Consider the following 21,175-nt stretch of genomic DNA (forward strand, 5'->3'; position numbering starts at 1 on the left):
ATCGCCATGCCCAACTGCATCAATGCCAGGCCACCCTGTTGCCAGCCCCACCACGCCAGGAGCAGCAAGATTGCAGCCCCTGCGGCGCCGAGCCAATGCCAGGTCGAATTCATGCCACCCCCATTTGCGCCTGCAAACGTGCTACCGGGCGCTCGCGCACCGGCCAGTTCAGGGCCGCTGCCACCAGGCTCAGGACGATTGCCACCTGCCAGATCAAATCGTAGCTACCGGTTCGATCATAGACCACCCCGCCCAGCCAGCCGCCGAGGAATGAACCCAGTTGGTGGAACAGGAACACGATCCCACCGAGCATGGAAAGGTTTCTGACACCAAACAAGGTCGCGACCGTGCCGTTGGTCAGCGGCACCGTGGACAGCCACAAGAAGCCCATGGCCATGCCAAACAGGTAGGCGCTGGTCTGCGTCACCGGCGCCCACAGGAAGATCACTATCACCACCGCTCGCAGCAGGTACAAACCGGTCAACAAGCGTGGCTTGGACATACGCCCGCCGAGCCATCCCGCCGTATATGTGCCGAAGATATTAAACAGGCCGATCAATGCCAGTACCGTGGTACCCACAGAAGCCGGCAAGTGCTGGTCCACCAGGTACGACGGCAAGTGCACGCCGATAAACACCACCTGGAAACCGCAGACAAAAAAACCGAACGCCAACAGCCAGAATCCTGAATGGGAGCAGGCTTCGCTCAAGGCCTCACGCAGGGTCTGTTGACCCGCTACTGTTGGCAGCGGCCGGTCCTTGAGCATGGTCACCAACGGCACGATCAGCGCCACCATCACACCCAGCACCAGCAACGCGGCGGACCAGCCGAGCCAGCCGATCAAACCGAGGGTGCCTGGCAACATGGCGAACTGGCCAAAGGAGCCGGCAGCGCTGGCGATGCCCATGGCCATGCTGCGTTTTTCCGGCGCCACGGCGCGCCCTACCACGCCAAGGATCACCGAGAACGAGGTGCCCGACAGGCCAATGCCGATCAGCAACCCGGCACTCAGGGACAGCGACCACGCTGAATCCGACAAGCCCATGAACACCAGGCCCAGGGCATACAGCACACCACCGATCATCACCACCTTGGCAGCGCCGAAGCGGTCGGCCAAAGCGCCGGTAAAAGGCTGTGCGAGGCCCCAGATCAGGTTTTGCAAGGCGATGGCAAAGGCAAAGGTTTCACGGCCCCAGCCGAACTCGGCACTCATGGGCGCCAGGAACAGGCCAAAGCCATGCCGCACGCCCAAGGACAACGCGAGGATCAGCGCACTCCCTACAAGAATCCAGCCGCTGGTGCGCCACATCGAGGTCATTTCTTATTCTCCGGTCGCGGGTATATACCCGCTTGTCATCGAACAAACTCGCGTCAAGCGAGTTCGTCCAGCAAGGCCAACAGGGTTTCGCGCTTTTCGGCGCCCAATTTATCAATCAATTTCTGCTGCGCCGCTTCCCAGGCCGGCAATGCCGCAGCAAGCCGTTCGTTACCTGCCTCAGTCAGCAGAACCAGGCGGTTGCGCAGGTCATCGCCCTCCACCATTTGCACTAGGCCCTCGCCCTCCAGCACCCGCAGGTTACGCCCCAGCGTGCTGCGATCCAGGCCCATGGCGTCGGCCAGGCTGGAAATGCTCGGTTGATCGAGGCGCTGCAGGTTACACAGCAAAGAATACTGGGCAACGTTGATCCCGAAGCCATCGAGAGCGCCGTCGTAATGCCTGCTGACGCCACGAGCGGCGCGACGCAGGTTGGTGCATAAACATTGGGAAGCAAGCATAGAGCGTGTATATACCCGGGATTAATGAAATGCAAGAAACTGTTACAGCGCCAGACCGACCAACACAGCCACTTCCAGCAACTCCAACAGCGCGCCTGCGGTGTCGCCGGTGGTGCCACCGAGGCGATTGACCATCAGTTGGCGCAAGCCGATAAAGCAAACGGCCGCCAGCAACACGGCAATCCCGCCGCTGAAACCGCCGATCAGGATACACGCCAGACCGCTGAGGATCAGCACCTGTTGGCCGACGATGCGTGGCAAATGATCCGCCAAGGCCTGCCCCAACCCACCGGCACGCACATAGCGCGTGGTGAGAAACAGCGCCAACATCGAAGCGCGGCCAATCAACGGTGCGAGGATCAGCGCGGCGCCGTTGTGCTGCTCGATCAACGCCACCAGCGCGGTGAACTTGAGCAGCAGCACCAGGCCCAGGGTGACCACCGCAATCGGCCCGCTGCGCGGGTCTTTCATGATGGTCAGGGTGCGCTCGCGGTCGCCGAAGCCACCGAGCCAGGCGTCAGCGCTGTCGGCCAGGCCGTCCAGGTGCAGGCCGCCGCTGAGCAACACCCACGCGGTCAACAGCAGCGCGGCGTGCAGCAGCAATGGCGCGCCCATCAATACGGCGTTCAAGCCCCAAAGCAGCAGCCCGAACAACAGCCCCACCAGCGGATAAAACAGCAATGACCGCCCCAACTCCTGCGGCTGCGGCATACCCGGCAAGCGAATCGGCAGGCTGCTGAGAAACTGCAACGCGATCCAGAGCGGCAACATGCTCAGATTCCTTCCCTTAATACGCCATCAGCCTCGATCCGCAGGCTGAACAGGCCACCGTGGCCGACTTCGACATTCAGCAGTTGCTCACGAGGCAAACCACGCGCCTGGGCCAATAGCAAACGCATGACTCCACCGTGGCTGATCAGCAGCACTCGCTGGCCGTCATAAGCTTGATACAAGCGAGCGACAGCACCCAGTACGCGCGCGGAGAACTGCGAAACAGGCTCGCCCTGCGGCGGTGTAAAACTGTAGGGGTCAGCCCAGAACAGACCCAGCGCTTCGGCATCGGTTTCCATCAAGGCTGCGGCGCTCTGCCCTTCCCAGGCGCCGAAGTGCAGCTCCTGTAGATCTTTTTCCAGGGTGACCGGCAGGTTCAGGCGCGCGCCCAACTCATCAGCAAACCGTGCGCAACGTTGCAGCGGCGAGCTGACCAGTCGATCCCACGGGCCCTGCTCCACCACCGCCGCACGCATCTGCTCCCAGCCCTTGGCGGTGAGGGCATCGTCCAGGCTGCCGCGCAAGCCACCGCCCAGTTCGGTTTCGCCATGGCGCAGCAGGTCCAGGTGCAACGTCATGCCGGACGGTCCGCCACGGCCGCTTCGGCGAAGGTTGCCATCTGCCCGTGCAGCGCGCAGGCCAGGCGCAGCAACGGCACGGCCAGCGCGGCGCCGCTGCCTTCGCCCAGGCGCAGGCCGAGTTCCAGCAGCGGCTCGGCATTAAGGCTTTGCAGCACGTGCCGATGGCCAGGCTCGGCACCGCGATGGCCGAACAGCAGCCATTCGCGGCAGCCGGGATTCAGGCGCGTGGCGACCAGCGCCGCGACCGTGCAGATAAAACCGTCCACCAGCACCACGACACCTTCTTGAGCGCAGGCCAGGTAGGCGCCGACCAGCGCGGCAATTTCAAAGCCGCCGAGGTTGAACAGGGTTTTCAGTGCGTCGTCACGGTCGCCTGCGTGCAGTGCCAGGGCGCGTTGGATGACGGCGACTTTGTGGCTGACGCCCTGGGCGTTCAGGCCGGTACCGGGGCCGGTCAGGTCGCTGACCTGGCAGTCCAACAGTGCACAGGCCAGGGCGCTGGCGGCGGTGGTGTTGCCGATGCCCATTTCGCCGCCGATAAACAGTTGCGCGCCACTCGCGGTGGCGCGATGCACGCTGTCGCGGCCGGCTTGCAGGGCCAGTCGGCCCTGGGCTTCGGTCATGGCCGGACCGTTGACGAAGTTGGCGGTGCCGGCGCCGAGATTGAGGTGGCGTACGCCGGGCAGGTTCAAGGTGGGGGTGATGGTGCCCAGGTCGACTACCTCCAGTTTCGCGTCCAGTTGGCGCGCAAGCACGCTGATGGCGGCGCCGCCGGTGACGAAGTTGTGGAGCATCTGGCCGGTGACTTCCTGGGGGAAGGCGGAGACACCTTCGGCGACTACACCGTGGTCGCCGGCGAAGATGGCGATCCACAGGTGGTCGACGCTGGGTTTGACCTGGCCCTGGAGGCCGGCCAGTTGGACTGCCACGGCTTCCAGTTGGCCGAGGGAGCCGGCGGGCTTGGTCAGTTGCTGCTGACGGGCCAGGGCTTGTTCGTGGGCTTGGGTGTCGATTGCTTTGCAGGGGTTGAGCCACCAGGTGTCGGTCATAACGCAGTACCTTTTAAAGTCAGGGGCAGGCCGGCGACGGTCAGGACAACGCGCTGACAACGTTCGGCCAAGGCTTGATGCAGCCATCCGGCTTCATCGACATAGCGGCGAGTCAATTCGCCCAGCGGGACGACACCCATTCCGGTCTCGTTGCTGACAAAAATGATTTCTCCTGGGAGGGTGGCCAGGGTTTGTAGCAAGGCCTCGCGCTCGTCGTTGAGACGGTCGGGGTCTTCGAGCATCAGCAGGTTGGTGAGCCATAAGGTCAGGCAGTCGATCAGCAGGCAATGGTTCGGGGTGGCGTTTTCCTTGAGGACACGGGCCAGTTCGATGGGCTCCTCGATCAGGCCCCATTCGGCCGGGCGGCGCTCGCGGTGGTGGGCGATGCGTGCGTTCATTTCGCCGTCCAGGGGTTGGCTCGTCGCTATGTAGGTGACGCTTAGGCCGCTGTCGGTGGCGAGTTTTTCAGCCAGGCGGCTTTTGCCGGAGCGGGCGCCGCCGAGGATCAACTGGAGCATGGGTTGTGCCTGTTTTTGACTGTGTGTATATCCGTTATTTAGGTAACGGCTGATATGGGTTCCGCTCTTACAGCGGGTCACTTTTGAAAAGAGCCCAAAAGTAACCAAAAGGCTCTTGCCCCACCACTCGGCACCTCGCCTGGGCTCGGTGTGCCCTCACTCCGGCTTTGGACCGTGGGCCGCCGCGATGGGCCATCCTTGGCCCAGCGCGGCTAACCCGGCGTCCTGCCGGGTTACCCACGCTCCAAAGCCTGCGTTCGGCCAGCGTGGTTTAACGGGGCGCCTAAGATCAAGATCAAAAGCAGATCAAGGGCACAGCGGCCTACAGGCCGGCTTGAGTGTGGTGAAGCAACAGCAAGATCAGAAGCGGGCACGGTCCAAATGTGGGAGCGGGCTTGCTCGCGAAGGTCGTTAACGATGACGGGGGCATCCTGATTCAACGCGGCGATCTCAGGTTTTTCGCGAGCAAGCTCGCTCCTACAGAGAAGCAAGCCGGCCTGTAGGCCGCTGTGCTCTTGCTTTTGATCTGGCTTTTGATCTTGATCTGCGGGCCCCGTCAACCACGATGGCCGGAGTGCGGGCATGCCGAGCCTAAGCGAGGCACCGAGTGGTGGGGCAAAGACCTTTTGGTTACTTTTGGGGCGTTTGCCAAAAGTGACCCGCTGTAAGAGCGGAACCCTAAGCGGCCGTTACCGCAGCAACGGATATGTACACGGTCCATTACAACCAACTCAAACCCCACACAACGAACGCAACAAACCCGTATCCAAATGCCGCTCTACCAAATCCGCCAACCGCTCAATATCCCGCTCCCGCAACCCGTGATAATCCACCGATTGCACATCCTCCAACCCAGCCCACCGCAACAACGCCCCACACGCCGCTGGGCTCTCAAACAACCCATGCAAATAGGTCCCAAGAACCTGCCCATCCTCACTCTGCGCCCCATCCCGACGCCCATCGTCCAACTGCACCGCAGCCCGCACCAAACCAGCGCCACTGGTAACGCCCGCGTGGATCTCATACCCACTCACCTCGGCATCCTCCAGCAACAACCGCCCCCGCACATTACGCAGCTGCTTCTCCTGCGCAAGCGTCGTACTGAACGCCAACAACCCCAACCCCACACTCGATCCGCAAGGCCCTTCCAACCCAAGCGGGTCATGCACCTGCTCCCCGAGCATCTGCAACCCACCACAAATCCCCAACACCTTCCCGCCATAACGCAGATGCCGCGCCACCGCCGTGTCCCACCCATTGGCCCGCAAATACGCCAAATCACTGCGCACACTCTTCGAGCCCGGCAAAATAATCAGGTCCGCCGCAGGAATCGCCTGCCCCGGTCCCACAAACTGCAAATCCACCTGCGGATGCAACCGCAACGGATCAAAATCCGTGTGATTACTGATCCGCGGCAATACCGGCACCACCACCTTGAGCACCTGCGCCGCCTTGTCGATCTGGCGCTGGTCGATGCCGTCCTCAGCCTCCAGATGCAAATCCATCACATACGGCAACACCCCCACCACCGGCTTGCCGGTACGCGCTTCCAGCCAATCCAGCCCCGGCTGCAACAGCGCAATATCCCCGCGAAACCGATTGATGATGAAGCCTTTGACCCGCGCCTGTTCGCTCGGCGACAACAATTCCAGCGTACCCACAAGGTGCGCAAACACCCCGCCACGATTGATGTCGGCAATCAACAGCACCGGGCAGTCCACCGCTTCGGCAAAGCCCATGTTGGCAATGTCGTTCGCCCGCAGATTGATCTCGGCCGGCGAACCCGCGCCCTCGACCATCACCACCGTATACGCCGCACTCAACCGCGCATGGGAGGCCAACACCGCCTGCATCGCGATGGCTTTGTAATCGTGATAAGCCACCGCATTCATGGTGGTCACGGCGCGCCCATGGATAATCACTTGGGAGCCCGTGTCGCTGTTGGGTTTGAGCAGCACCGGGTTCATGTCGGTGTGGGGCGCCAGGTTGGCGGCCTGGGCCTGCACCGCTTGGGCTCGGCCGATTTCGCCGCCTTCGGCAGTCACGGCGCTGTTGAGCGCCATGTTCTGCGGCTTGAAGGGCACCACCGGTATGCCCTGGCGCACCAGCCAGCGGCAAAGTGCGGTCACCAGCGTGCTTTTGCCCGCGTCGGATGTGGTGCCCTGCACCATCAAGGTACTCATGGGGCTTCCTTGTAGGCGCTTAGCGCCTGATCGAGCCGCAGCCAGTCGGCCTCGGTATCCGGCAGGCCGAAACGCAGACTGCTGTTGTCGACAAACAGGCGCAGCAGAATCCCGCGCTGGGCCAGGAATTCATGCAACTGCCCGGCGCGGTCGGTGATCATCCACTGGAACAACGCGCAGCCACCCTGAGGCCGCAGGCCATGGCGTTCAAGCAGGTCAAACAGACGCTGGCTGGCCGACTCGCAACGCAACCGCTGTTGCGCATGGCCGGCGGTATCACGCAGGCATGCTTGCCCAAGCACCCGCGTCGGCCCACTGACCGCCCACGGCCCCACCTGTTCGGCAAGCAGCTTGAGCAGCTTGCGCTCGGCCAGCACAAACCCTAGCCGCACGCCGGCCAGACCGAAGAATTTGCCAAAGGAGCGCAGCACAATCAGGCCAACCTGATGGGCTTGGCTCGCCAGGCTCAGTTGCGGGGTGATGTCCATAAACGCTTCGTCCACCACCAGCCAGCCGCCACGCTGGGCCAACCGTGCATGCCAGTCCAGCAGGCGTTGTGGCGTCAGGCTCAGGCCGGTGGGGTTGTTGGGGTTGACCACCACCAATACGTCGAGGCTGTCGAGGAAGAAGTCGACTTCCTGCTCCAACACTTCGCGCACGATATAGCCGGCGCGACGCCAGGCTTCAGCATGCTCGGCGTAGCACGGCGACAGCACCCCGACCTTGCCCGTCCGGCGCAGGCGCGGCAATAACTGGATCGCGGCCTGGGATCCGGCCACTGGTAGTACGTGGGTCGCGCCGTAATATTCGCAGGCGGCCTGTTCCAGGCCGTCATCGGTTTCAGGCAGGCGCGCCCAGGCCCGCAGCGGGATGTCCGGGATCGGGAACGGCCACGGCGCCAGGCCGCTGGACAGGTCGAGCCAATCGGCCTCCGGAATGCCGTATTGCAACGCCGCCTTGCGCAGGCGGCCACCGTGCTCAAGCATAAAATTCAGCCCCCACACACAGGATCAACAACCACAGCCACACGCCGCGTTGCACCAGTTGCCAGCCGCGCTCGATGGAATCCGCATCTGCCGGCGGGCCTTCGCCCAGTTGCGGGCGCTGGTGCAACTCGCCGTGATAAATCGCTGCACCACCCAGCTCCACGCCGAGGGCGCCGGCACCTGCCGCCATCACCGGGCCGGCGTTGGGGCTGTCCCAGGTCGGACCCTGAGTGCGCCAGCATTTGAGGGCCAGGCGGGTTTTGCCCAGCAGCGCGTAGGTCAACGCCACCAGGCGCGCCGGAATGTAGTTGAGCACGTCGTCGATCTTTGCCGCGGCCCAGCCGAAACGCTCAAAGCGTTCATTGCGATAGCCCCACATGGCATCCAGGGTGTTGCTCAACCGATAGAGCACTACACCGGGCACGCCAGCCACCACAAACCAGAACAGTGCAGCGAACACTGCATCGCTGCCGTTTTCCAGCACCGATTCGGTGGCCGCGCGGGCGACTTCCGTTTGGTCCAGTTCGCTGGTCTGGCGGCTCACCAGGTAGCTGACGCGTTGGCGTGCCTCGTCCAGGTCATCGCTGCGCAGCGCCTGCGCCACCGGCAGCACGTGTTCGCCGAGGCTGCGCATGCCCAGGGCGCAGTACAGCGCAAGGATTTCCAATACCCAGCCGATATACGGCGCCCACGAGAGGGCCGTGGCCAACAGGGTCAACGGCACCACCGCGATCACCCACGCGGTGACCCCATGACTGCGCCAGCCACGGCCGCCGGAGTTGAAACGCTGCTCGATGCGCCCGGCAAAATTGCCGAACGCCACCAGCGGATGCCAGCGCCTGGGCTCGCCCAGCAGCGCATCCAGCGCCACCGCAGCGACACTCAGCAAGGCCACACTCATTGACTCACTCCCCAAACATTCTCATACAACATGTCACTCAGTGGCCGTGGTTCGGTCCAGCCTTCGAGCTGCAACATCGGTGCCGGGTAGAACTCGGTCACCGGGCCCAGGCACAGCACGGCCAACGGCTTGGCGCCGGGCGGCAGGCCCAGCAGGTCGGCCAGGGCCTGAGGCTCGAACAGCGAGACCCAGCCCATGCCCAGCCCTTCGACCCGGGCTGCCAGCCATAGATTCTGGATCGCGCAGGACAACGAGGCCATGTCCATTTCCGGCAAGGTGCGGCGCCCGAAGATATGCCGTTCGCGATCGTCCATCAACGCCGCCACCAGTACTTCGGCGCAGTCGTTGATGCCTTCGACCTTGAGCCTCATGAACTGGTCGGAGCGCTCGCCGAGGGCTTCGGCGGTGCGTACGCGTTCTTCTTCCACCAACTGTTGGATCTGGCCGCGCAGGTTGCGGTCGCTGATGCGGATAAAACGCCAGGGCTGCATCAAGCCGACGCTCGGCGCCTGGTGAGCGGCTTGCAGCAGGCGGTGGAGCAATTCAGGCGCGACGGTGCCGCCGCTGAAGTGGCGCATGTCGCGGCGTTCGGCGATGGCGCGGTAGACGGCTTCGCGGTCGGCCTGGGGAAAGGCGTTGTCAGTCATGGCCTCTTCGCGAGCAAGCCCGCTCCCACAGTAGATTGCGTTTCAACTCGGTCAACTGTGGGAGCGGGCTTGCCTGCGATGGCGGTCTCAAGGCTTGGCGCAAACAGGGCAGCCACCGCTGTCGGGTTGGACGGGAAGTAAAAGTGCACGTAGGAAGCCGTCATCCGGCCCTGACGATAAACCGCCTCGGCGCCGCGCCCGCCATTCGGGCTCAGGCCGCGGGCAATCGGCTGCCACTCGGTGCTGGTCAACGAATGATGGTAGGTGTGGCCGCGCAACAGGCCTTCGGGCAGTTCGACGTTTTGCAGGGCCAGTGCCGCCAGACGCTTTTGCATCACGGCATCACCCTGGAGCAGCCCGACCAGTTCGGCACGGGTGCCGTCGACATCGGTGAGCGAATCCAGCAGATAGAGCATGCCGCCGCATTCGGCCAGCAGCGGTTTGCCTGCAGCGTGATGGGCGCGAATGGCGTCCAGCATCGGGGTATTTTCCGACAGCGCCTGGTGATGCAGTTCCGGGTAACCGCCCGGCAGGTAGAGGCTGTCGGCTTCGGGCAGCGCGCGGTCGCGAATCGGCGAGAAGAAGCACAGTTCGGCGCCCATCGCCCGCAGCAGGTCGAGGCTGGCGCCGTAGGTAAAGGCGAAGGCTTCGTCGCGGGCCACGGCAATGCGCACGCCGGCCAGCAACGGTTGGGTCTCGATCACCTCGGGTGCGGCGAATTCCACCGGCGGTGGCAGCGCTACCTCGCAACTGCTGCCCAAGGCCTGGGCGGCGGCGTCGAGGCGCAGATCAAGGTCGTTCAGTTCGCTGGCCTGCACCAGGCCAAGGTGGCGGCTGGGCAATTCGATGCCGGTTTCCCGGGACAGCGCGCCGTACCAGCGCAGGCCTTCGGTAAGGCTGCCTTCGAGCAATTGCGCATGGCGCAGCGTACCAACACGGTTGGCCAGCACGCCGGCAAACGGCAGGTCCGGCTGGTAGCGCGCCAGGCCCAATGCCAGGGCGCCGAAGGTCTGGGCCATGGCCGTGCCGTCGATCACCGCCAGTACCGGCACGCCAAAGTGCCGCGCCAGGTCGGCGCTGGACGGCGTGCCGTCGAACAGGCCCATCACGCCTTCGATCAGGATCAGGTCGGCTTCCCCCGCCGCTTCCCACAGCAACCGGCGACTTTCCTGCTCGCCCACCATCCACATGTCCAATTGATAGACCGGCGCACCACTGGCGCGCTCGTGGATCATCGGGTCGAGAAAGTCCGGGCCGCATTTGAATACCCGCACCTTGCGCCCCAGGTTGCGGTGCAAACGGGCCAGCGCGGCGGTGACGGTGGTTTTGCCCTGGCCGGACGCCGGTGCGGCGATCAGGACAGCAGGACAGTGACGGGGCTGATTCAAAGTTCGATGCCTTTCTGCGCCTTGATACCGGCCTGGAAGGCGTGCTTGAGCATGCCCATTTCAGTCACGGTGTCGGCCATTTCGATCAATTCGGGTTTGGCGCCACGGCCGGTCACCAGCACGTGCTGCATGGGCGGGCGGGCCTGCAGGTCGCTGAGCACCTGGTCCAGGTCGAGGTAGCCGTGCTTGAGGGCGATGTTCAGCTCGTCCAGCACCACCAGGCCAATGGCCGGGTTCTGCAGCATTTCCCGGGAGACCGCCCAGGCGGCTTCGGCGGCCACGATGTCGCGCGCACGGTCCTGGGTTTCCCAGGTAAAACCTTCGCCCATCACGTGGAAGCGCACCTGCTCGGGGAAACGCCGGAAGAACAGTTCTTCACCGGTGCTGTTGCGGCCCTTGATGAACTGCACCACACCGCACTGCATGCCGTGGCCCATGGCCCGGGCCAGCATGCCGAAAGCGGAGCTGCTCTTGCCCTTGCCATTGCCGGTGAGCACCAGCAGCAACCCGCACTCGTTCGGTGAATTGGCAATGCGCTCATCAATCACGGCTTTTTTGCGCAGCATGCGCGCCAGGTGGCGTTCGTCACGATCGGGGGATTCAGTCATGGCAGCTCTCCGTTGGGGCTGGACAAAAACGGCGGGCAGGAAAAAGACACATACAGACAGCCAAGCATCGCCCACCGTGATGCTGTTGGATGGATCAGGCCGGTCTCCGGGCTCATGAGTGGCATTGGATGCCGAGGGTGCGCCTTCCCATATCGCGGGCGATACAGTGGCTTAAGGCACCGTCTTGACTCATTTACCGTTGCGGGGGCAGCGCCGGGATCGTGGCGGCACTGTAGAAAAATGCGCTCACTCACCGGCTTCCCTGTTTCACTCAGTCGGCGCGTACGCCACAGAGCACCTGAAACAAGCCGCGAAGGTTAGTGGGTTGGGGGTGGAGCGTCAATTAAAGCCGGACATGCGCGTGAACCATCGGGCCGCTGTGCGCCTCTACCACTACAGGTATTAAGGAGAAAACCATGCACAAGACCCGACTTGCCCTACTGATCATGGTCGCCGGCACCCTCGCCGCCTGTGGTGAAAGCTCTACCCTTCAGGTGTCCGACGGCACCGGGCCCTCGCCCAAACTACCCGAGCCGAATAAAACCCTGATCCCCACGGTGAATATCGCCACGGCCATCGGCTGGCCCGAAGGCGCCAAGCCAACCCCCGCGGCGGGTACTCAGGTGGCAGCGTTTGCCGAAGGCCTGGATCACCCGCGCTGGCTATACGTGCTGCCCAATGGCGACGTGCTGGTGGCGGAAACCAACGCGCCGCCCAAGCCGGATGATGCCAAGGGCATTCGTGGCTGGGTGATGGAGAAAGTCATGGGCCGTGCCGGGGCCGGCGTGCCGAGCCCGAACCGCATCACCCTGTTGCGGGACGCCGACCACGACGGTGTGGCCGAAACCCGCACGGTGTTCCTGGAGAACCTGAACTCGCCGTTCGGCATGACCCTGGTGGGCAACGACCTGTATGTCGCCGATTCGGACAAATTGCTGCGCTTCCCTTATCAGCCAGGGGAAACCTCGATCAAGGACGCCGGCACCACCGTCACCGACTTGCCGGGCGGCAGCATTAACCATCACTGGACCAAGAACGTGATCGCCAGCAAAGACGGCAGCAAGCTGTACGTCAGCGTGGGCTCCAACAGCAACGTCGGGGAAAACGGCCTGGAAGCCGAACAAGGCCGGGCCGCGATCTGGGAAGTGGACCGCGCCACCGGCCAGCACCGCATCTTCGCCTCCGGCCTGCGCAACCCCAACGGCATGGCCTGGGAGCCGCAAAGCGGCGCGCTATGGACGGCCGTCAACGAGCGCGATGAAATCGGCAGCGACCTGGTGCCGGACTACATCACCTCGGTCAAGGATGGCGCCTTCTACGGCTGGCCATTCAGTTACTACGGGCAGCACGTGGATGTGCGGGTCACACCGCAGAACCTGGACCTGGTAGCCAAAGCGATTGCACCGGATTATGCAGTAGGCCCGCACACCGCCTCGCTCGGGCTGACCTTTGCCGACGGCAGCAAGTTACCCGCTCAATTCAGCAATGGCGCGTTTATCGGCCAACATGGTTCGTGGAACCGCAAGCCTCACAGTGGCTACAAGGTCATCTTTGTGCCGTTTGAGGCCGGCAAGCCCAAAGGCCAGCCGGTGGATGTGCTGACCGGGTTCCTCAACAGTGATGAGAAAGCCATGGGCCGTCCGGTCGGCGTGGTGATCGACAAGCAGGGGGATTTGTTGGTGGCAGACGATGTGGGGAACAAAGTGTGGCGAGTGTCGGCGGCTAAATAGCCAACTTCGCAAACACCGCAAAACAAATGTGGGAGCGGGCTTGCTCGCGAATGCAGTGTGTCAGTCACCTGGTTGTCGGCTGATCCACCGCATTCGCGAGCAAGCCCGCTCCCACATTTGGTTTCGTGTTTTCCTAGGGGTTTCGTGCCAGGCGATCGGCCGGCAACACGCGCTTGGCGCTCAGGTAGGCATTCTGCCAATAGGCCTTGGACAGCGTGTCCAGCTTCACCGTACCGCCGGTTTGCGGCGCATGCACGAAGCGCCCTTCACCCACGTAGATCCCGGCGTGGCTGACCTGCGAGCCGCCACCGGTGGCGAAGAAGATCAGGTCGCCGGTTTGCAGGTTGTTTTCGCTCACGTCCTGGGCACGCATCACGATCAGCTCGCGGGTGGTACGCGGCAGGGAGATGCCCGCGGCATCACGGTAGACGAAACCGATCAAGCCGCTGCAATCAAACCCCGAGTCCGGCGTGTTGCCGCCCCAACGATAAGGCGTGCCGACCAGGCCCAGCGCACGAAAGAGCACATCTTCGGCCGCAGGCGAGAAATTTTGGGTAGCGTAGGTATTGAACACCGGCTTGGGCTTGACGGCCACGGGAGCAGGCGGAGGACGACTTGCGCAGGCGCTGAGCAGCGCGGCGCAAACGAGAAGAATTAGGCGGGCCGAGGTCGACATGGGCAGAACAATCCTGATCTGGATGCGGCTTTCGCTGCCGAACGTTGAAAAACAGAACGCGCAAGCAGAGCTCGCGCGATCGATTTACAACAATGTCCAGGGATTCTAGCGCTTACACGTCAAACTTCAAGTATCACTTTAACTTTACTTGCTGGCGGTAACGGTAGTCGGAGCCATCGCCAGGGCGCGCTTGGCTTCGATGAAGGTTTTGCTCCAGTAACTGTCACCCAGGTTGTCGACTCGTACACCACCGCTGCGGCGGCTGCTGGAGTGGATAAACTGGTTGTCGCCCAGGTAGATACCGGCGTGGCTGACACGACCACGGCCAGCCGTACTAAAGAAAAGCAGATCACCGGGCTTGAGGTTGTTCCGCGCGACCAACGGTGCATCCACGTTGATCATTTCGCGGGTGGAGCGCGGCAGATTCATGCCGGCTTCCTCACGGAACAGGTAGCCGATGAAACCGCTGCAGTCGAAACCGGCTTCAGAGGTACCGCCGAAACGGTAACGGGTACCGATCAGGGACATGCCGCGTTCGAGAATGCTGTCGGCCAGAACTGGAAGCTGGTAAGGCTTGCTGCCGGCGAAGTCGGCGAGTTCTTTTTCGGTTGCGATCTCTTCTTCGTAAACAGTAGAAGATTGGGATGCAACGAATTTTGCCTGGGACTGTTGTGCTGGTTTTTGCTGCTCAGCCACGTTTTGAGTGTGGGTGGCGCAACCAAACAACAGGGTAACGAGTGCGAGAGGCACGAGGGGTGCGAAGCGATTTAGCATGGGCACGACCGTGGCTGATGTGTAAAGAAGCCGAGACTATGCCCTCTATCACATCGATTTGCAAATTCAATCGTGATCTATGTGACTTCTTGTTTGGACTATGACATCTAAGCCCTTAACACCCTATTCAACCCATATGCGTGGCCAAAACGGCCCAAACGCGGGTTTTCTGACGCCTGGAACTTGCCGCAAACCCCGATTTTAAAGGGCTGGCTACCAGCCCAGGGTTTCTTTAAGGAAGGGAATCGTCAGCTTGCGCTGGGCCTGCAAGGAGGCCTGATCGAGCTGTTCGAGCAAGTCGAATAGTGCGCTCATGCTACGGGTGCCGCGAGTGAGGATAAAATGCCCGACCTCGTCGGTCAGGTGCAGCCCGCGGCGGGACGCACGCAGTTGCAGGGCACGCAATTTGTCTTCATCGGACAACGGCCGCATCTGGAAGATCAGCGCCAGGGTCAGCCGCGACTTCAAGTCGGCCAGCTTCACCGGCAACTCACGTGGCGAGGTGGACGCGGCAATCAACAAACGCCGGCCGCTGTCACGCAAGCGGTTGAACAGATGGAACAGCGCCTCTTCCCAATCCGCCAGCCCTGCTACCGCGTGCAAGTCGTCCAGACAAACCAGTTCGTATTGCTCAAGGTTGTCGAGGATCTCGATACCACGGTCCAGCAGCTCTGCCAGCGGCAAATAAACTGCCGGCTCACCCATCTGCTCGAAGCGCAGGCAAGCGGCCTGTAACAAGTGGGTACGCCCCACGCCATGCTTGCCCCAGAGGTAGATCAGGCTTTCGGTCCACCCGGCGTCGGCTTCGCAGAGCCGCTCGACATAGCCGAGTGCAGCGGCATTGGCGCCTGGGTAGTAATTGATAAAGGTAGCGTCGTCACGCAGACGCACACCTAGGGGCAGCTGAATCGGTTTCATGCTGACTGAACGGCTCCAATCGAACCGTTAGTGACCTCTGTGTAAAGTTTGCAAAGTTTATACCCGTGACGCTGGGCGCACAATGCAGCAGACCACAAGCAAAATCAAAGGTTTGCGTTAACTTGTTGGATTTGGTGAAGATTGTTTGACGCAATGGCGAAACGCCAGAGCCGATAAACGACAAACCCGGCCTTGAGCCGGGTTTGTGAGGCTGCGGTTATAACTCCGGATCCTCGACCCCGGCGTACATGTCCGAGTCCTTGTACAGGTCGTGCACATGGCGCACCAGCACCATGATCACCGCCGCCACCGGTAGCGCCAGGAGGATGCCGGTGAAGCCGAACAGCTCGCCGCCCGCCAGAATCGCGAAGATCACTGCCACTGGGTGCAGACCGATCCGGTCACCCACCAGCAACGGCGTCAGCACCATGCCTTCCAGGGCCTGGCCGACCATAAACACCGCGACAATCCCGAGCATCGGGTACAGGTCGCCGTGAAACTGGAACAGCCCGGCCACCAGCGCCGCGCCAATACCGATCACAAAGCCCATGTACGGCACGATGGCCGCCAGGCCGGCGATCAGGCCGATCAACAACCCCAGCTCCAGGCCGATAGCCATCAGCCCCGCCGCATAGATGATCCCCAGCGCCAGCATCACCAGCAACTGGCCACGGACGAAGGCACCAAGCACCTCATGGCATTCCCCGGCCAGGGAGACAATGCGCTCCTCGCGGTCACGCGGCAGCAAGCCGCGGATTTTGGCCATCATGATGTCCCAGTCCCGCAACAGGTAGAAGGCCACTACCGGGATCAACACCAGGTTGGTCAGCCAACCAATCAGCGCCAGGCTCGAAGCCGTCGCCTGGCTCAATACCACGCCGACGATATCGGTAGTCTGTCCCATGTGCTCGCTGATGGCGGCCTTGACCTTGTCAAACTTCCAGAACCCGTCTGCCAGCCCCAGCTTGGCCTGCGCCCACGGCATGGCCGTGTGTTGCAGCCAGTCGAGCATCTGCGGCGCCAGTTCATAGAGCTTAAACAATTGCTTGGCCAGCATCGGCACCAGCACCAGCACCAACGCCGTGATGATCAAGGTGAACAACGCAAACACCGCCACCACGCCCCAGGTACGTGACAGGCCGATCTTTTCCAGGCGATCCACCACGGGATCGAACAGGTAAGCCAGCAGTAACGCGACCAGGAACGGCGTCAGGATCGAATGCAGCAGGAACACAAAAACGCACAGCAGGACAATCCCGCCAAGCCACACCCAACGACGCGTATCCGCCATAAACCCTTCCCTCTGTTATTTGCTTCCTGCTTCTATATAAGAAGGAAGAACGCTTACCAATGAAAACGTAGCTGCGGCGTCGGCTCGACCGGCGCCGGTTGCGAGCCTTCCACCACCGGCTGCGGAGCCGGCACTTCACCCGCCGGGATTTCCTGCAACTTGGCCAGGCTCAACTGGGTGCGCAACTGCTCGGCGCTGCCATTCACACGGTAGACGATGCGACTGCCATCCACCCGCACCGGCTGGGCACCAAACGCCTCCAGCAGATGACCCAAGGCGGCGTAATGCTCCAGGTTCATGCCCTGCACTTCGAGCAACTGATCGCTGGTGGCCGCGCCGGCCTTGACCGCAAAGCGCGGTGCCAGGCGCTCGCTGACAGCCAGCAGCACGGCGTCGGCCAGCGCGGCGGTGTCAGTACCGGTAGCGGTGCCCTGCTCGCTTTTATCGCCCAACCACAGCCGCCATTTGGCCGACCATTGGCCGCCGTCTTCGCGGGCATGTACCGCCAGCAAGGCGTCGGCGCCGTAACGTTCGGACGCGGCACGCAGCGGCGTGGCGTCGGGGCTTTCAAGATTCGGGGCAGTGGCGACGATTTGCTCGTCCAGGTCACCCAGCGGCAGGCGCAAAGGCAAACCACGGTGCTGGGCCGCGCGACGCAGCGGTTGGGCGATGGCCTGGCCATCACCCACCAGGCTGCTGCCTTCGACGGAGTCGTTCAGCCACCAACCGAGGATCGACGGCCGATTGCTGCCCCACAGCGCCAAGCCTGCCCCACGCAAGGCGCGGTCGGTACTGACGGGATCGAAATCCACTTGCAGGCTTTCCGGTGGGCCGGCGTCGTAGCCGTATTGGCTGATGATCTGTTGCGGGTCCTTGCGAATCGCCGCCAGGCCCGGGCCATCGGCTGCCTTGGCGTCGCCGGTCAGGCGGATCACCAGGGTTTGCAGGGCACGCTGGGTAGCCTGGTCACGCTCCTGGGGAGATTGGCTGCTGACTGGCTCCAACACTTGATAGAGGCCATTGAGGGTTTCGGCATGACTCGCCAGGCTGACCAACGACAAGCAGCCCACAAAAAAATATTTACTCAGACCCATGAAAGAAGATTCCCGAACGACAAATAAGCGGTTGGAACAGACCGCGTGAACACTGTTGAGCAAGGCTGTGACCACAGCGACCGGCAAAACATTCACAGGGTCTCGGTAAGTTTTTGTACTGTCATAACGATAGCGAGTTAAAGGCTATACCTTAATACGGCCCGTGACCGACTCGATTAGCGATTTTTTTAACAGCTATTGCCCCTGCCCGTCGGCCCGAGGATGGCCGCTGCCCCTCAAGCCTGATAAAATCGCGCGCCTTCGCAGACCGTCAATGGCAGGCCATGCTGAAACGTCAGGTTTCGGTATTCCCGCCGCATTCGGTCGTTACCCCTGAATCCCCCCTAAAGGCCTGGATCATGAGCAAGCAACCCTCCCTGAGCTACAAGGACGCCGGTGTAGACATCGACGCCGGTGAAGCATTGGTCGAACGCATCAAGAGCGTCGCCAAGCGCACTGCGCGCCCCGAAGTCATGGGCGGCCTGGGCGGTTTTGGCGCCCTCTGCGAGATCCCGGCCGGCTACAAGCAGCCTGTATTGGTCTCCGGCACCGACGGTGTGGGCACCAAGCTGCGCCTGGCACTGAACCTGAACAAGCACGACAGCATCGGCATCGACCTGGTTGCCATGTGCGTGAACGACCTGGTGGTGTGTGGCGCCGAGCCGCTGTTCTTCCTTGACTACTACGCCACCGGCAAGCTCAACGTCGAGACCGCGACCCAAGTGGTTACCGGCATTGGCGCTGGCTGCGAACTGTCCGGCTGCTCCCTGGTCGGTGGTGAAACCGCTGAAATGCCAGGCATGTACGAAGGCGAAGACTACGACCTGGCCGGTTTCTGCGTCGGCGTTGTAGAAAAATCCGAAATCATCGACGGCTCCAAAGTCGCTGCCGGTGACGCCCTGCTGGCCCTGCCATCGTCCGGCCCGCACTCCAACGGCTACTCGCTGATCCGCAAGATCATCGAAGTTTCCGGTGCCGACATCGAAACCATCCAGCTCGACGGCAAGCCTTTGACCGACCTGCTGATGGCACCGACCCGCATCTACGTGAAGCCGTTGCTCAAGCTGATCAAGGACACCGGCGCCGTCAAGGCCATGGCCCACATCACCGGCGGCGGCCTGCTGGACAACATCCCGCGCGTACTGCCTAAAGGCGCCCAGGCGATTGTCGACGTGGCCAGCTGGCAGCGCCCGGCAGTCTTCGACTGGCTGCAAGAGAAAGGCAACGTCAACGAAACCGAGATGCACCGCGTGCTGAACTGCGGCGTGGGCATGGTCATCTGCGTGGCTCAAGAGCACGTTGAAACCGCGCTGAACGTACTGCGTGAAGCCGGCGAGCAGCCTTGGGTCATCGGCCAGATCGCAACCGCTCCTGAAGGCGCGGCTCAGGTTGAACTGAAGAACCTTAAGGCGCACTGATGCCTGCAACCTGTGATGTCGTGGTGCTGCTCTCCGGCACCGGCAGTAACTTGCAGGCCCTGATCGACAGCACGCGCACCGGCGACAGCCCGGTGCGCATCGCTGCGGTGATCTCCAACCGCAGCGACGCCTACGGCCTGCAACGCGCCAGGGACGCGGGCATCGACACCCGCTCCCTGGATCACAAGGCTTTCGAAGGTCGCGAGGCCTTCGACAACGCCTTGATCGAACTGATCGACGCCTTCAACCCCAAACTCGTGGTACTGGCCGGTTTCATGCGCATTCTCAGCGCTGACTTCGTGCGCCACTACAACGGGCGCCTGCTGAATATCCACCCGTCCCTGCTGCCCAAATACAAAGGGTTACACACCCACCAGCGTGCCCTTGAGGCCGGCGACACCGAGCACGGCTGCAGCGTGCACTTTGTTACCGAGGAACTCGATGGCGGGCCTCTGGTCGTACAGGCAGTAGTTCCGGTAGAGTCTGCGGACTCTGCGCAGACGCTTGCGCAACGGGTTCACACCCAGGAACACAGGATTTACCCGCTGGCTGTTCGCTGGTTCGCTGAGGGGCGGTTGATTCTTGGCGACCACGGTGCATTATTGGACGGTCAGTTACTTGCGGCCAGCGGCCACTTGATTCGAACCTAGGAGACTTTATGCGTCGCGCCCTGCTCTTCGCCTTTGCGCTGTTCGCCTTGCCTGCCGTGCAAGCGGCAGACCTTCACCCTTTCTCCGCCAGCTACACCGCCGACTGGAAACAGTTGCCCATGAGTGGTTCGGCAGAACGCAGCCTGACCAAGAATGACAACGGCAGCTGGACCTTGAATTTCAAGGCTTCCATGATGATCGCCAGCCTGACTGAAACCAGCGTGATTCGCTTCGACAAAGATGCCCTGCAGCCGGTGAGCTACACCTTCGAACGCGGCGGCCTGGGCAAGACGAAGAAGATCAACCTCGACTTCGATCAGACGGCCAAGAAAGTCACCGGCTTTGAAAACAAGGACCCGGTCAACGTGGCCCTTCAAAGCGGCATGCTCGACAAGTCGACCTACCAGTTGGCACTGCAGCGCGATGTGGCAGCCGGCAAGAAAAGCATGAGCTACAACGTCGTCGAAGGTACTGATGTCGATACCTACGACTTCCGCGTGATTGGCCCGGAAAAGGTCCAGACCAAAGCCGGCTCCATCGATGCGATCAAGGTCGAGCGCGTGCGTGACCCGACTCAAAGCAAGCGCATTACCCAAATGTGGTTTGCCAAGGACTGGGGCGGCATCCTGGTTGCCCTGCGTCAGGTTGAGACCGACGGCAAGGAATACAACATCATGCTGCAAGACGGCACCGTTGACGGCAAGGCTGTCAAAGGCAGCTGATCTCTGCGCAATAAAAGAGCCTCGCGTATGCGGGGCTTTTTTTCGCCTGTCTCCTGACGCCAACATGAAACTTTTGTCATATAACTCAGCGCCCTGCGACGCAATGTCGCGGTTTGCGTGGGCTCGGGCGATTACTTCAATTTCTGTAAAGGTGTGTTGCAATTCCTGGTTATTTACTTAGCAAGCTAACAAATCATATAACAAAGGCCTGCGACGCCTTGCCGCAGATCAACCAGAGATTGGAGCAAGCAGATGACTGTAAAAGTAACTGAACGCGACGATGAACATATGTCCCACGAAGCAGTAGCCCACGGGATTCACATCTGGGATGTACACCAGCAAGACCTGCTGGTCGGCATGTTTCACGACGAGAGCGAAGCTCATAATTATAAAAACGAGCTCGAGACCCTTGAGATGAAACGGCAGGCGCAAAGCTCCTGAAACTCTGAAATCCTGTAGATAGCCAGCCCCACGCAGCTGGAGTATCTAAAACA

The 21,175-nt window shown here is 61.9% G+C and carries 22 protein-coding genes and 1 riboswitch; of the genes, 5 read left to right on the forward strand and 17 right to left on the reverse strand.

Features of this window, described 5'->3' with window-relative positions:
- Positions 1-109 precede the first annotated feature (109 nt).
- The 12 genes from HBJ59_RS02420 to cobO all read right to left on the reverse strand — a co-directional run bounded on the left by HBJ59_RS02420 (position 110) and on the right by cobO (position 11,408).
- Entirely contained in the window at positions 110-1,309 is a 1,200-nt protein-coding gene (locus HBJ59_RS02420; protein ID WP_167663419.1) for an MFS transporter, read from the reverse strand.
- A 62-nt stretch (positions 1,310-1,371) separates the two neighbouring features.
- The gene (locus HBJ59_RS02425) at positions 1,372-1,776 is read right to left on the reverse strand and encodes a MarR family winged helix-turn-helix transcriptional regulator (RefSeq protein ID WP_167662672.1); all 405 of its coding nucleotides are present in this window, start codon (positions 1,774-1,776) and stop codon (positions 1,372-1,374) included.
- A gap of 42 nt (positions 1,777-1,818) precedes the next feature.
- Entirely contained in the window at positions 1,819-2,547 is a 729-nt protein-coding gene (locus tag HBJ59_RS02430) for an adenosylcobinamide-GDP ribazoletransferase (RefSeq protein WP_167662673.1), read from the reverse strand.
- A gap of 2 nt (positions 2,548-2,549) precedes the next feature.
- Positions 2,550-3,125, reverse strand: a complete 576-nt coding sequence (gene cobC / locus HBJ59_RS02435) for an alpha-ribazole phosphatase family protein (RefSeq protein ID WP_076014739.1) — start codon at positions 3,123-3,125, stop codon at positions 2,550-2,552.
- On the reverse strand, positions 3,122-4,177 hold the full coding sequence (gene cobT / locus HBJ59_RS02440; RefSeq protein ID WP_167662674.1) for a nicotinate-nucleotide--dimethylbenzimidazole phosphoribosyltransferase: 1,056 nt from the start codon (positions 4,175-4,177) through the stop codon (positions 3,122-3,124). The genes cobC and cobT overlap by 4 nt, the downstream gene beginning before the upstream one ends.
- Positions 4,174-4,695: a bifunctional adenosylcobinamide kinase/adenosylcobinamide-phosphate guanylyltransferase gene (gene cobU / locus HBJ59_RS02445; RefSeq protein WP_167662675.1), complete on the reverse strand. Its 522-nt coding sequence runs from the start codon at positions 4,693-4,695 to the stop codon at positions 4,174-4,176. The genes cobT and cobU overlap by 4 nt, the downstream gene beginning before the upstream one ends.
- A gap of 731 nt (positions 4,696-5,426) precedes the next feature.
- Positions 5,427-6,878 carry a cobyric acid synthase gene (locus HBJ59_RS02450; protein ID WP_167662676.1) on the reverse strand — a complete coding sequence of 484 codons (1,452 nt, stop codon included), beginning with the start codon at positions 6,876-6,878 and terminating at the stop codon, positions 5,427-5,429.
- Positions 6,875-7,864: a threonine-phosphate decarboxylase CobD gene (gene cobD / locus HBJ59_RS02455; protein ID WP_167662677.1), complete on the reverse strand. Its 990-nt coding sequence runs from the start codon at positions 7,862-7,864 to the stop codon at positions 6,875-6,877. Before cobD ends, HBJ59_RS02450 begins: the two co-directional genes overlap by 4 nt.
- On the reverse strand, positions 7,857-8,765 hold the full coding sequence (gene cbiB, locus HBJ59_RS02460; protein ID WP_167662678.1) for an adenosylcobinamide-phosphate synthase CbiB: 909 nt from the start codon (positions 8,763-8,765) through the stop codon (positions 7,857-7,859). The genes cobD and cbiB overlap by 8 nt, the downstream gene beginning before the upstream one ends.
- Positions 8,762-9,412 (reverse strand): 5,6-dimethylbenzimidazole synthase, encoded by a 651-nt coding sequence (gene bluB / locus HBJ59_RS02465; protein ID WP_167662679.1) that lies wholly within the window; start codon positions 9,410-9,412, stop codon positions 8,762-8,764. The genes cbiB and bluB overlap by 4 nt, the downstream gene beginning before the upstream one ends.
- The gene (locus HBJ59_RS02470; RefSeq protein WP_167662680.1) at positions 9,409-10,800 is read right to left on the reverse strand and encodes a cobyrinate a,c-diamide synthase; all 1,392 of its coding nucleotides are present in this window, start codon (positions 10,798-10,800) and stop codon (positions 9,409-9,411) included. The genes bluB and HBJ59_RS02470 overlap by 4 nt, the downstream gene beginning before the upstream one ends.
- The gene (cobO, locus tag HBJ59_RS02475) at positions 10,797-11,408 is read right to left on the reverse strand and encodes a cob(I)yrinic acid a,c-diamide adenosyltransferase (RefSeq protein WP_003210751.1); all 612 of its coding nucleotides are present in this window, start codon (positions 11,406-11,408) and stop codon (positions 10,797-10,799) included. The genes HBJ59_RS02470 and cobO overlap by 4 nt, the downstream gene beginning before the upstream one ends.
- A 79-nt stretch (positions 11,409-11,487) precedes the next feature.
- A riboswitch (cobalamin riboswitch) is annotated at positions 11,488-11,725 on the reverse strand.
- Between the two features lie 99 nt (positions 11,726-11,824).
- On the opposite strand from cobO, the gene HBJ59_RS02480 reads away from it, so the two are divergent.
- On the forward strand, positions 11,825-13,138 hold the full coding sequence (locus HBJ59_RS02480) for a sorbosone dehydrogenase family protein (protein ID WP_167662681.1): 1,314 nt from the start codon (positions 11,825-11,827) through the stop codon (positions 13,136-13,138).
- 133 nt (positions 13,139-13,271) lie between these two features.
- Here the strand turns inward: HBJ59_RS02480 and HBJ59_RS02485 are convergent, their stop codons facing one another.
- The 5 genes from HBJ59_RS02485 to HBJ59_RS02505 form a co-directional block, all read right to left on the reverse strand.
- Positions 13,272-13,814, reverse strand: coding sequence for a C40 family peptidase (locus HBJ59_RS02485; protein WP_076014747.1), 543 nt, complete (start codon positions 13,812-13,814; stop codon positions 13,272-13,274).
- Positions 13,815-13,958: 144 nt separating this feature from the next.
- A complete protein-coding gene (locus HBJ59_RS02490) occupies positions 13,959-14,588 on the reverse strand; it encodes a C40 family peptidase (RefSeq protein WP_076014748.1) in 630 nt (209 codons plus the stop codon).
- A gap of 213 nt (positions 14,589-14,801) precedes the next feature.
- Positions 14,802-15,506, reverse strand: a complete 705-nt coding sequence (gene hda, locus HBJ59_RS02495) for a DnaA regulatory inactivator Hda (protein ID WP_167662682.1) — start codon at positions 15,504-15,506, stop codon at positions 14,802-14,804.
- 217 nt (positions 15,507-15,723) lie between these two features.
- Complete coding sequence (locus tag HBJ59_RS02500; protein WP_076014750.1) at positions 15,724-16,797, reverse strand: AI-2E family transporter; 1,074 nt, start codon at positions 16,795-16,797, stop codon at positions 15,724-15,726.
- Between the two features lie 53 nt (positions 16,798-16,850).
- Positions 16,851-17,891: a DUF2066 domain-containing protein gene (locus HBJ59_RS02505; RefSeq protein WP_167662683.1), complete on the reverse strand. Its 1,041-nt coding sequence runs from the start codon at positions 17,889-17,891 to the stop codon at positions 16,851-16,853.
- A gap of 359 nt (positions 17,892-18,250) precedes the next feature.
- Between HBJ59_RS02505 and purM the strand changes: the two genes are divergently transcribed.
- The 4 genes from purM to HBJ59_RS02525 all read left to right on the forward strand — a co-directional run bounded on the left by purM (position 18,251) and on the right by HBJ59_RS02525 (position 21,122).
- Complete coding sequence (gene purM, locus HBJ59_RS02510; protein ID WP_063032448.1) at positions 18,251-19,309, forward strand: phosphoribosylformylglycinamidine cyclo-ligase; 1,059 nt, start codon at positions 18,251-18,253, stop codon at positions 19,307-19,309.
- Positions 19,309-19,959 (forward strand): phosphoribosylglycinamide formyltransferase, encoded by a 651-nt coding sequence (gene purN, locus HBJ59_RS02515; RefSeq protein ID WP_167662684.1) that lies wholly within the window; start codon positions 19,309-19,311, stop codon positions 19,957-19,959. The genes purM and purN overlap by 1 nt, the downstream gene beginning before the upstream one ends.
- An 8-nt stretch (positions 19,960-19,967) precedes the next feature.
- The gene (locus HBJ59_RS02520; protein ID WP_003210742.1) at positions 19,968-20,681 is read left to right on the forward strand and encodes a DUF3108 domain-containing protein; all 714 of its coding nucleotides are present in this window, start codon (positions 19,968-19,970) and stop codon (positions 20,679-20,681) included.
- 252 nt (positions 20,682-20,933) lie between these two features.
- Complete coding sequence (locus HBJ59_RS02525; protein ID WP_076014753.1) at positions 20,934-21,122, forward strand: hypothetical protein; 189 nt, start codon at positions 20,934-20,936, stop codon at positions 21,120-21,122.
- Positions 21,123-21,175 lie beyond the last annotated feature (53 nt).

Source organism: Pseudomonas sp. AN3A02, assembly GCF_011765255.1.
Taxonomy (GTDB): domain Bacteria; phylum Pseudomonadota; class Gammaproteobacteria; order Pseudomonadales; family Pseudomonadaceae; genus Aquipseudomonas.

Bases quoted from the DNA above. Each gene is read 5' to 3' on its own strand.
- HBJ59_RS02420 (WP_167663419.1), bottom strand. From the start codon at position 1,309: ATGTGGCGCACCAGCGGCTGGATTCTTGTAGGGAGTGCGCTGATCCTC.
- HBJ59_RS02425 (WP_167662672.1), bottom strand. From the start codon at position 1,776: ATGCTTGCTTCCCAATGTTTATGCACCAACCTGCGTCGCGCCGCTCGT.
- HBJ59_RS02430 (WP_167662673.1), bottom strand. From the start codon at position 2,547: ATGTTGCCGCTCTGGATCGCGTTGCAGTTTCTCAGCAGCCTGCCGATT.
- cobC (WP_076014739.1), bottom strand. From the start codon at position 3,125: ATGACGTTGCACCTGGACCTGCTGCGCCATGGCGAAACCGAACTGGGC.
- cobT (WP_167662674.1), bottom strand. From the start codon at position 4,177: ATGACCGACACCTGGTGGCTCAACCCCTGCAAAGCAATCGACACCCAA.
- cobU (WP_167662675.1), bottom strand. From the start codon at position 4,695: ATGCTCCAGTTGATCCTCGGCGGCGCCCGCTCCGGCAAAAGCCGCCTG.
- HBJ59_RS02450 (WP_167662676.1), bottom strand. From the start codon at position 6,878: ATGAGTACCTTGATGGTGCAGGGCACCACATCCGACGCGGGCAAAAGC.
- cobD (WP_167662677.1), bottom strand. From the start codon at position 7,864: ATGCTTGAGCACGGTGGCCGCCTGCGCAAGGCGGCGTTGCAATACGGC.
- cbiB (WP_167662678.1), bottom strand. From the start codon at position 8,765: ATGAGTGTGGCCTTGCTGAGTGTCGCTGCGGTGGCGCTGGATGCGCTG.
- bluB (WP_167662679.1), bottom strand. From the start codon at position 9,412: ATGACTGACAACGCCTTTCCCCAGGCCGACCGCGAAGCCGTCTACCGC.
- cobO (WP_003210751.1), bottom strand. From the start codon at position 11,408: ATGACTGAATCCCCCGATCGTGACGAACGCCACCTGGCGCGCATGCTG.
- HBJ59_RS02480 (WP_167662681.1), top strand. From the start codon at position 11,825: ATGCACAAGACCCGACTTGCCCTACTGATCATGGTCGCCGGCACCCTC.
- HBJ59_RS02485 (WP_076014747.1), bottom strand. From the start codon at position 13,814: ATGTCGACCTCGGCCCGCCTAATTCTTCTCGTTTGCGCCGCGCTGCTC.
- HBJ59_RS02490 (WP_076014748.1), bottom strand. From the start codon at position 14,588: ATGCTAAATCGCTTCGCACCCCTCGTGCCTCTCGCACTCGTTACCCTG.
- hda (WP_167662682.1), bottom strand. From the start codon at position 15,506: ATGAAACCGATTCAGCTGCCCCTAGGTGTGCGTCTGCGTGACGACGCT.
- HBJ59_RS02500 (WP_076014750.1), bottom strand. From the start codon at position 16,797: ATGGCGGATACGCGTCGTTGGGTGTGGCTTGGCGGGATTGTCCTGCTG.
- HBJ59_RS02505 (WP_167662683.1), bottom strand. From the start codon at position 17,891: ATGGGTCTGAGTAAATATTTTTTTGTGGGCTGCTTGTCGTTGGTCAGC.
- purM (WP_063032448.1), top strand. From the start codon at position 18,251: ATGAGCAAGCAACCCTCCCTGAGCTACAAGGACGCCGGTGTAGACATC.
- purN (WP_167662684.1), top strand. From the start codon at position 19,309: ATGCCTGCAACCTGTGATGTCGTGGTGCTGCTCTCCGGCACCGGCAGT.
- HBJ59_RS02520 (WP_003210742.1), top strand. From the start codon at position 19,968: ATGCGTCGCGCCCTGCTCTTCGCCTTTGCGCTGTTCGCCTTGCCTGCC.
- HBJ59_RS02525 (WP_076014753.1), top strand. From the start codon at position 20,934: ATGACTGTAAAAGTAACTGAACGCGACGATGAACATATGTCCCACGAA.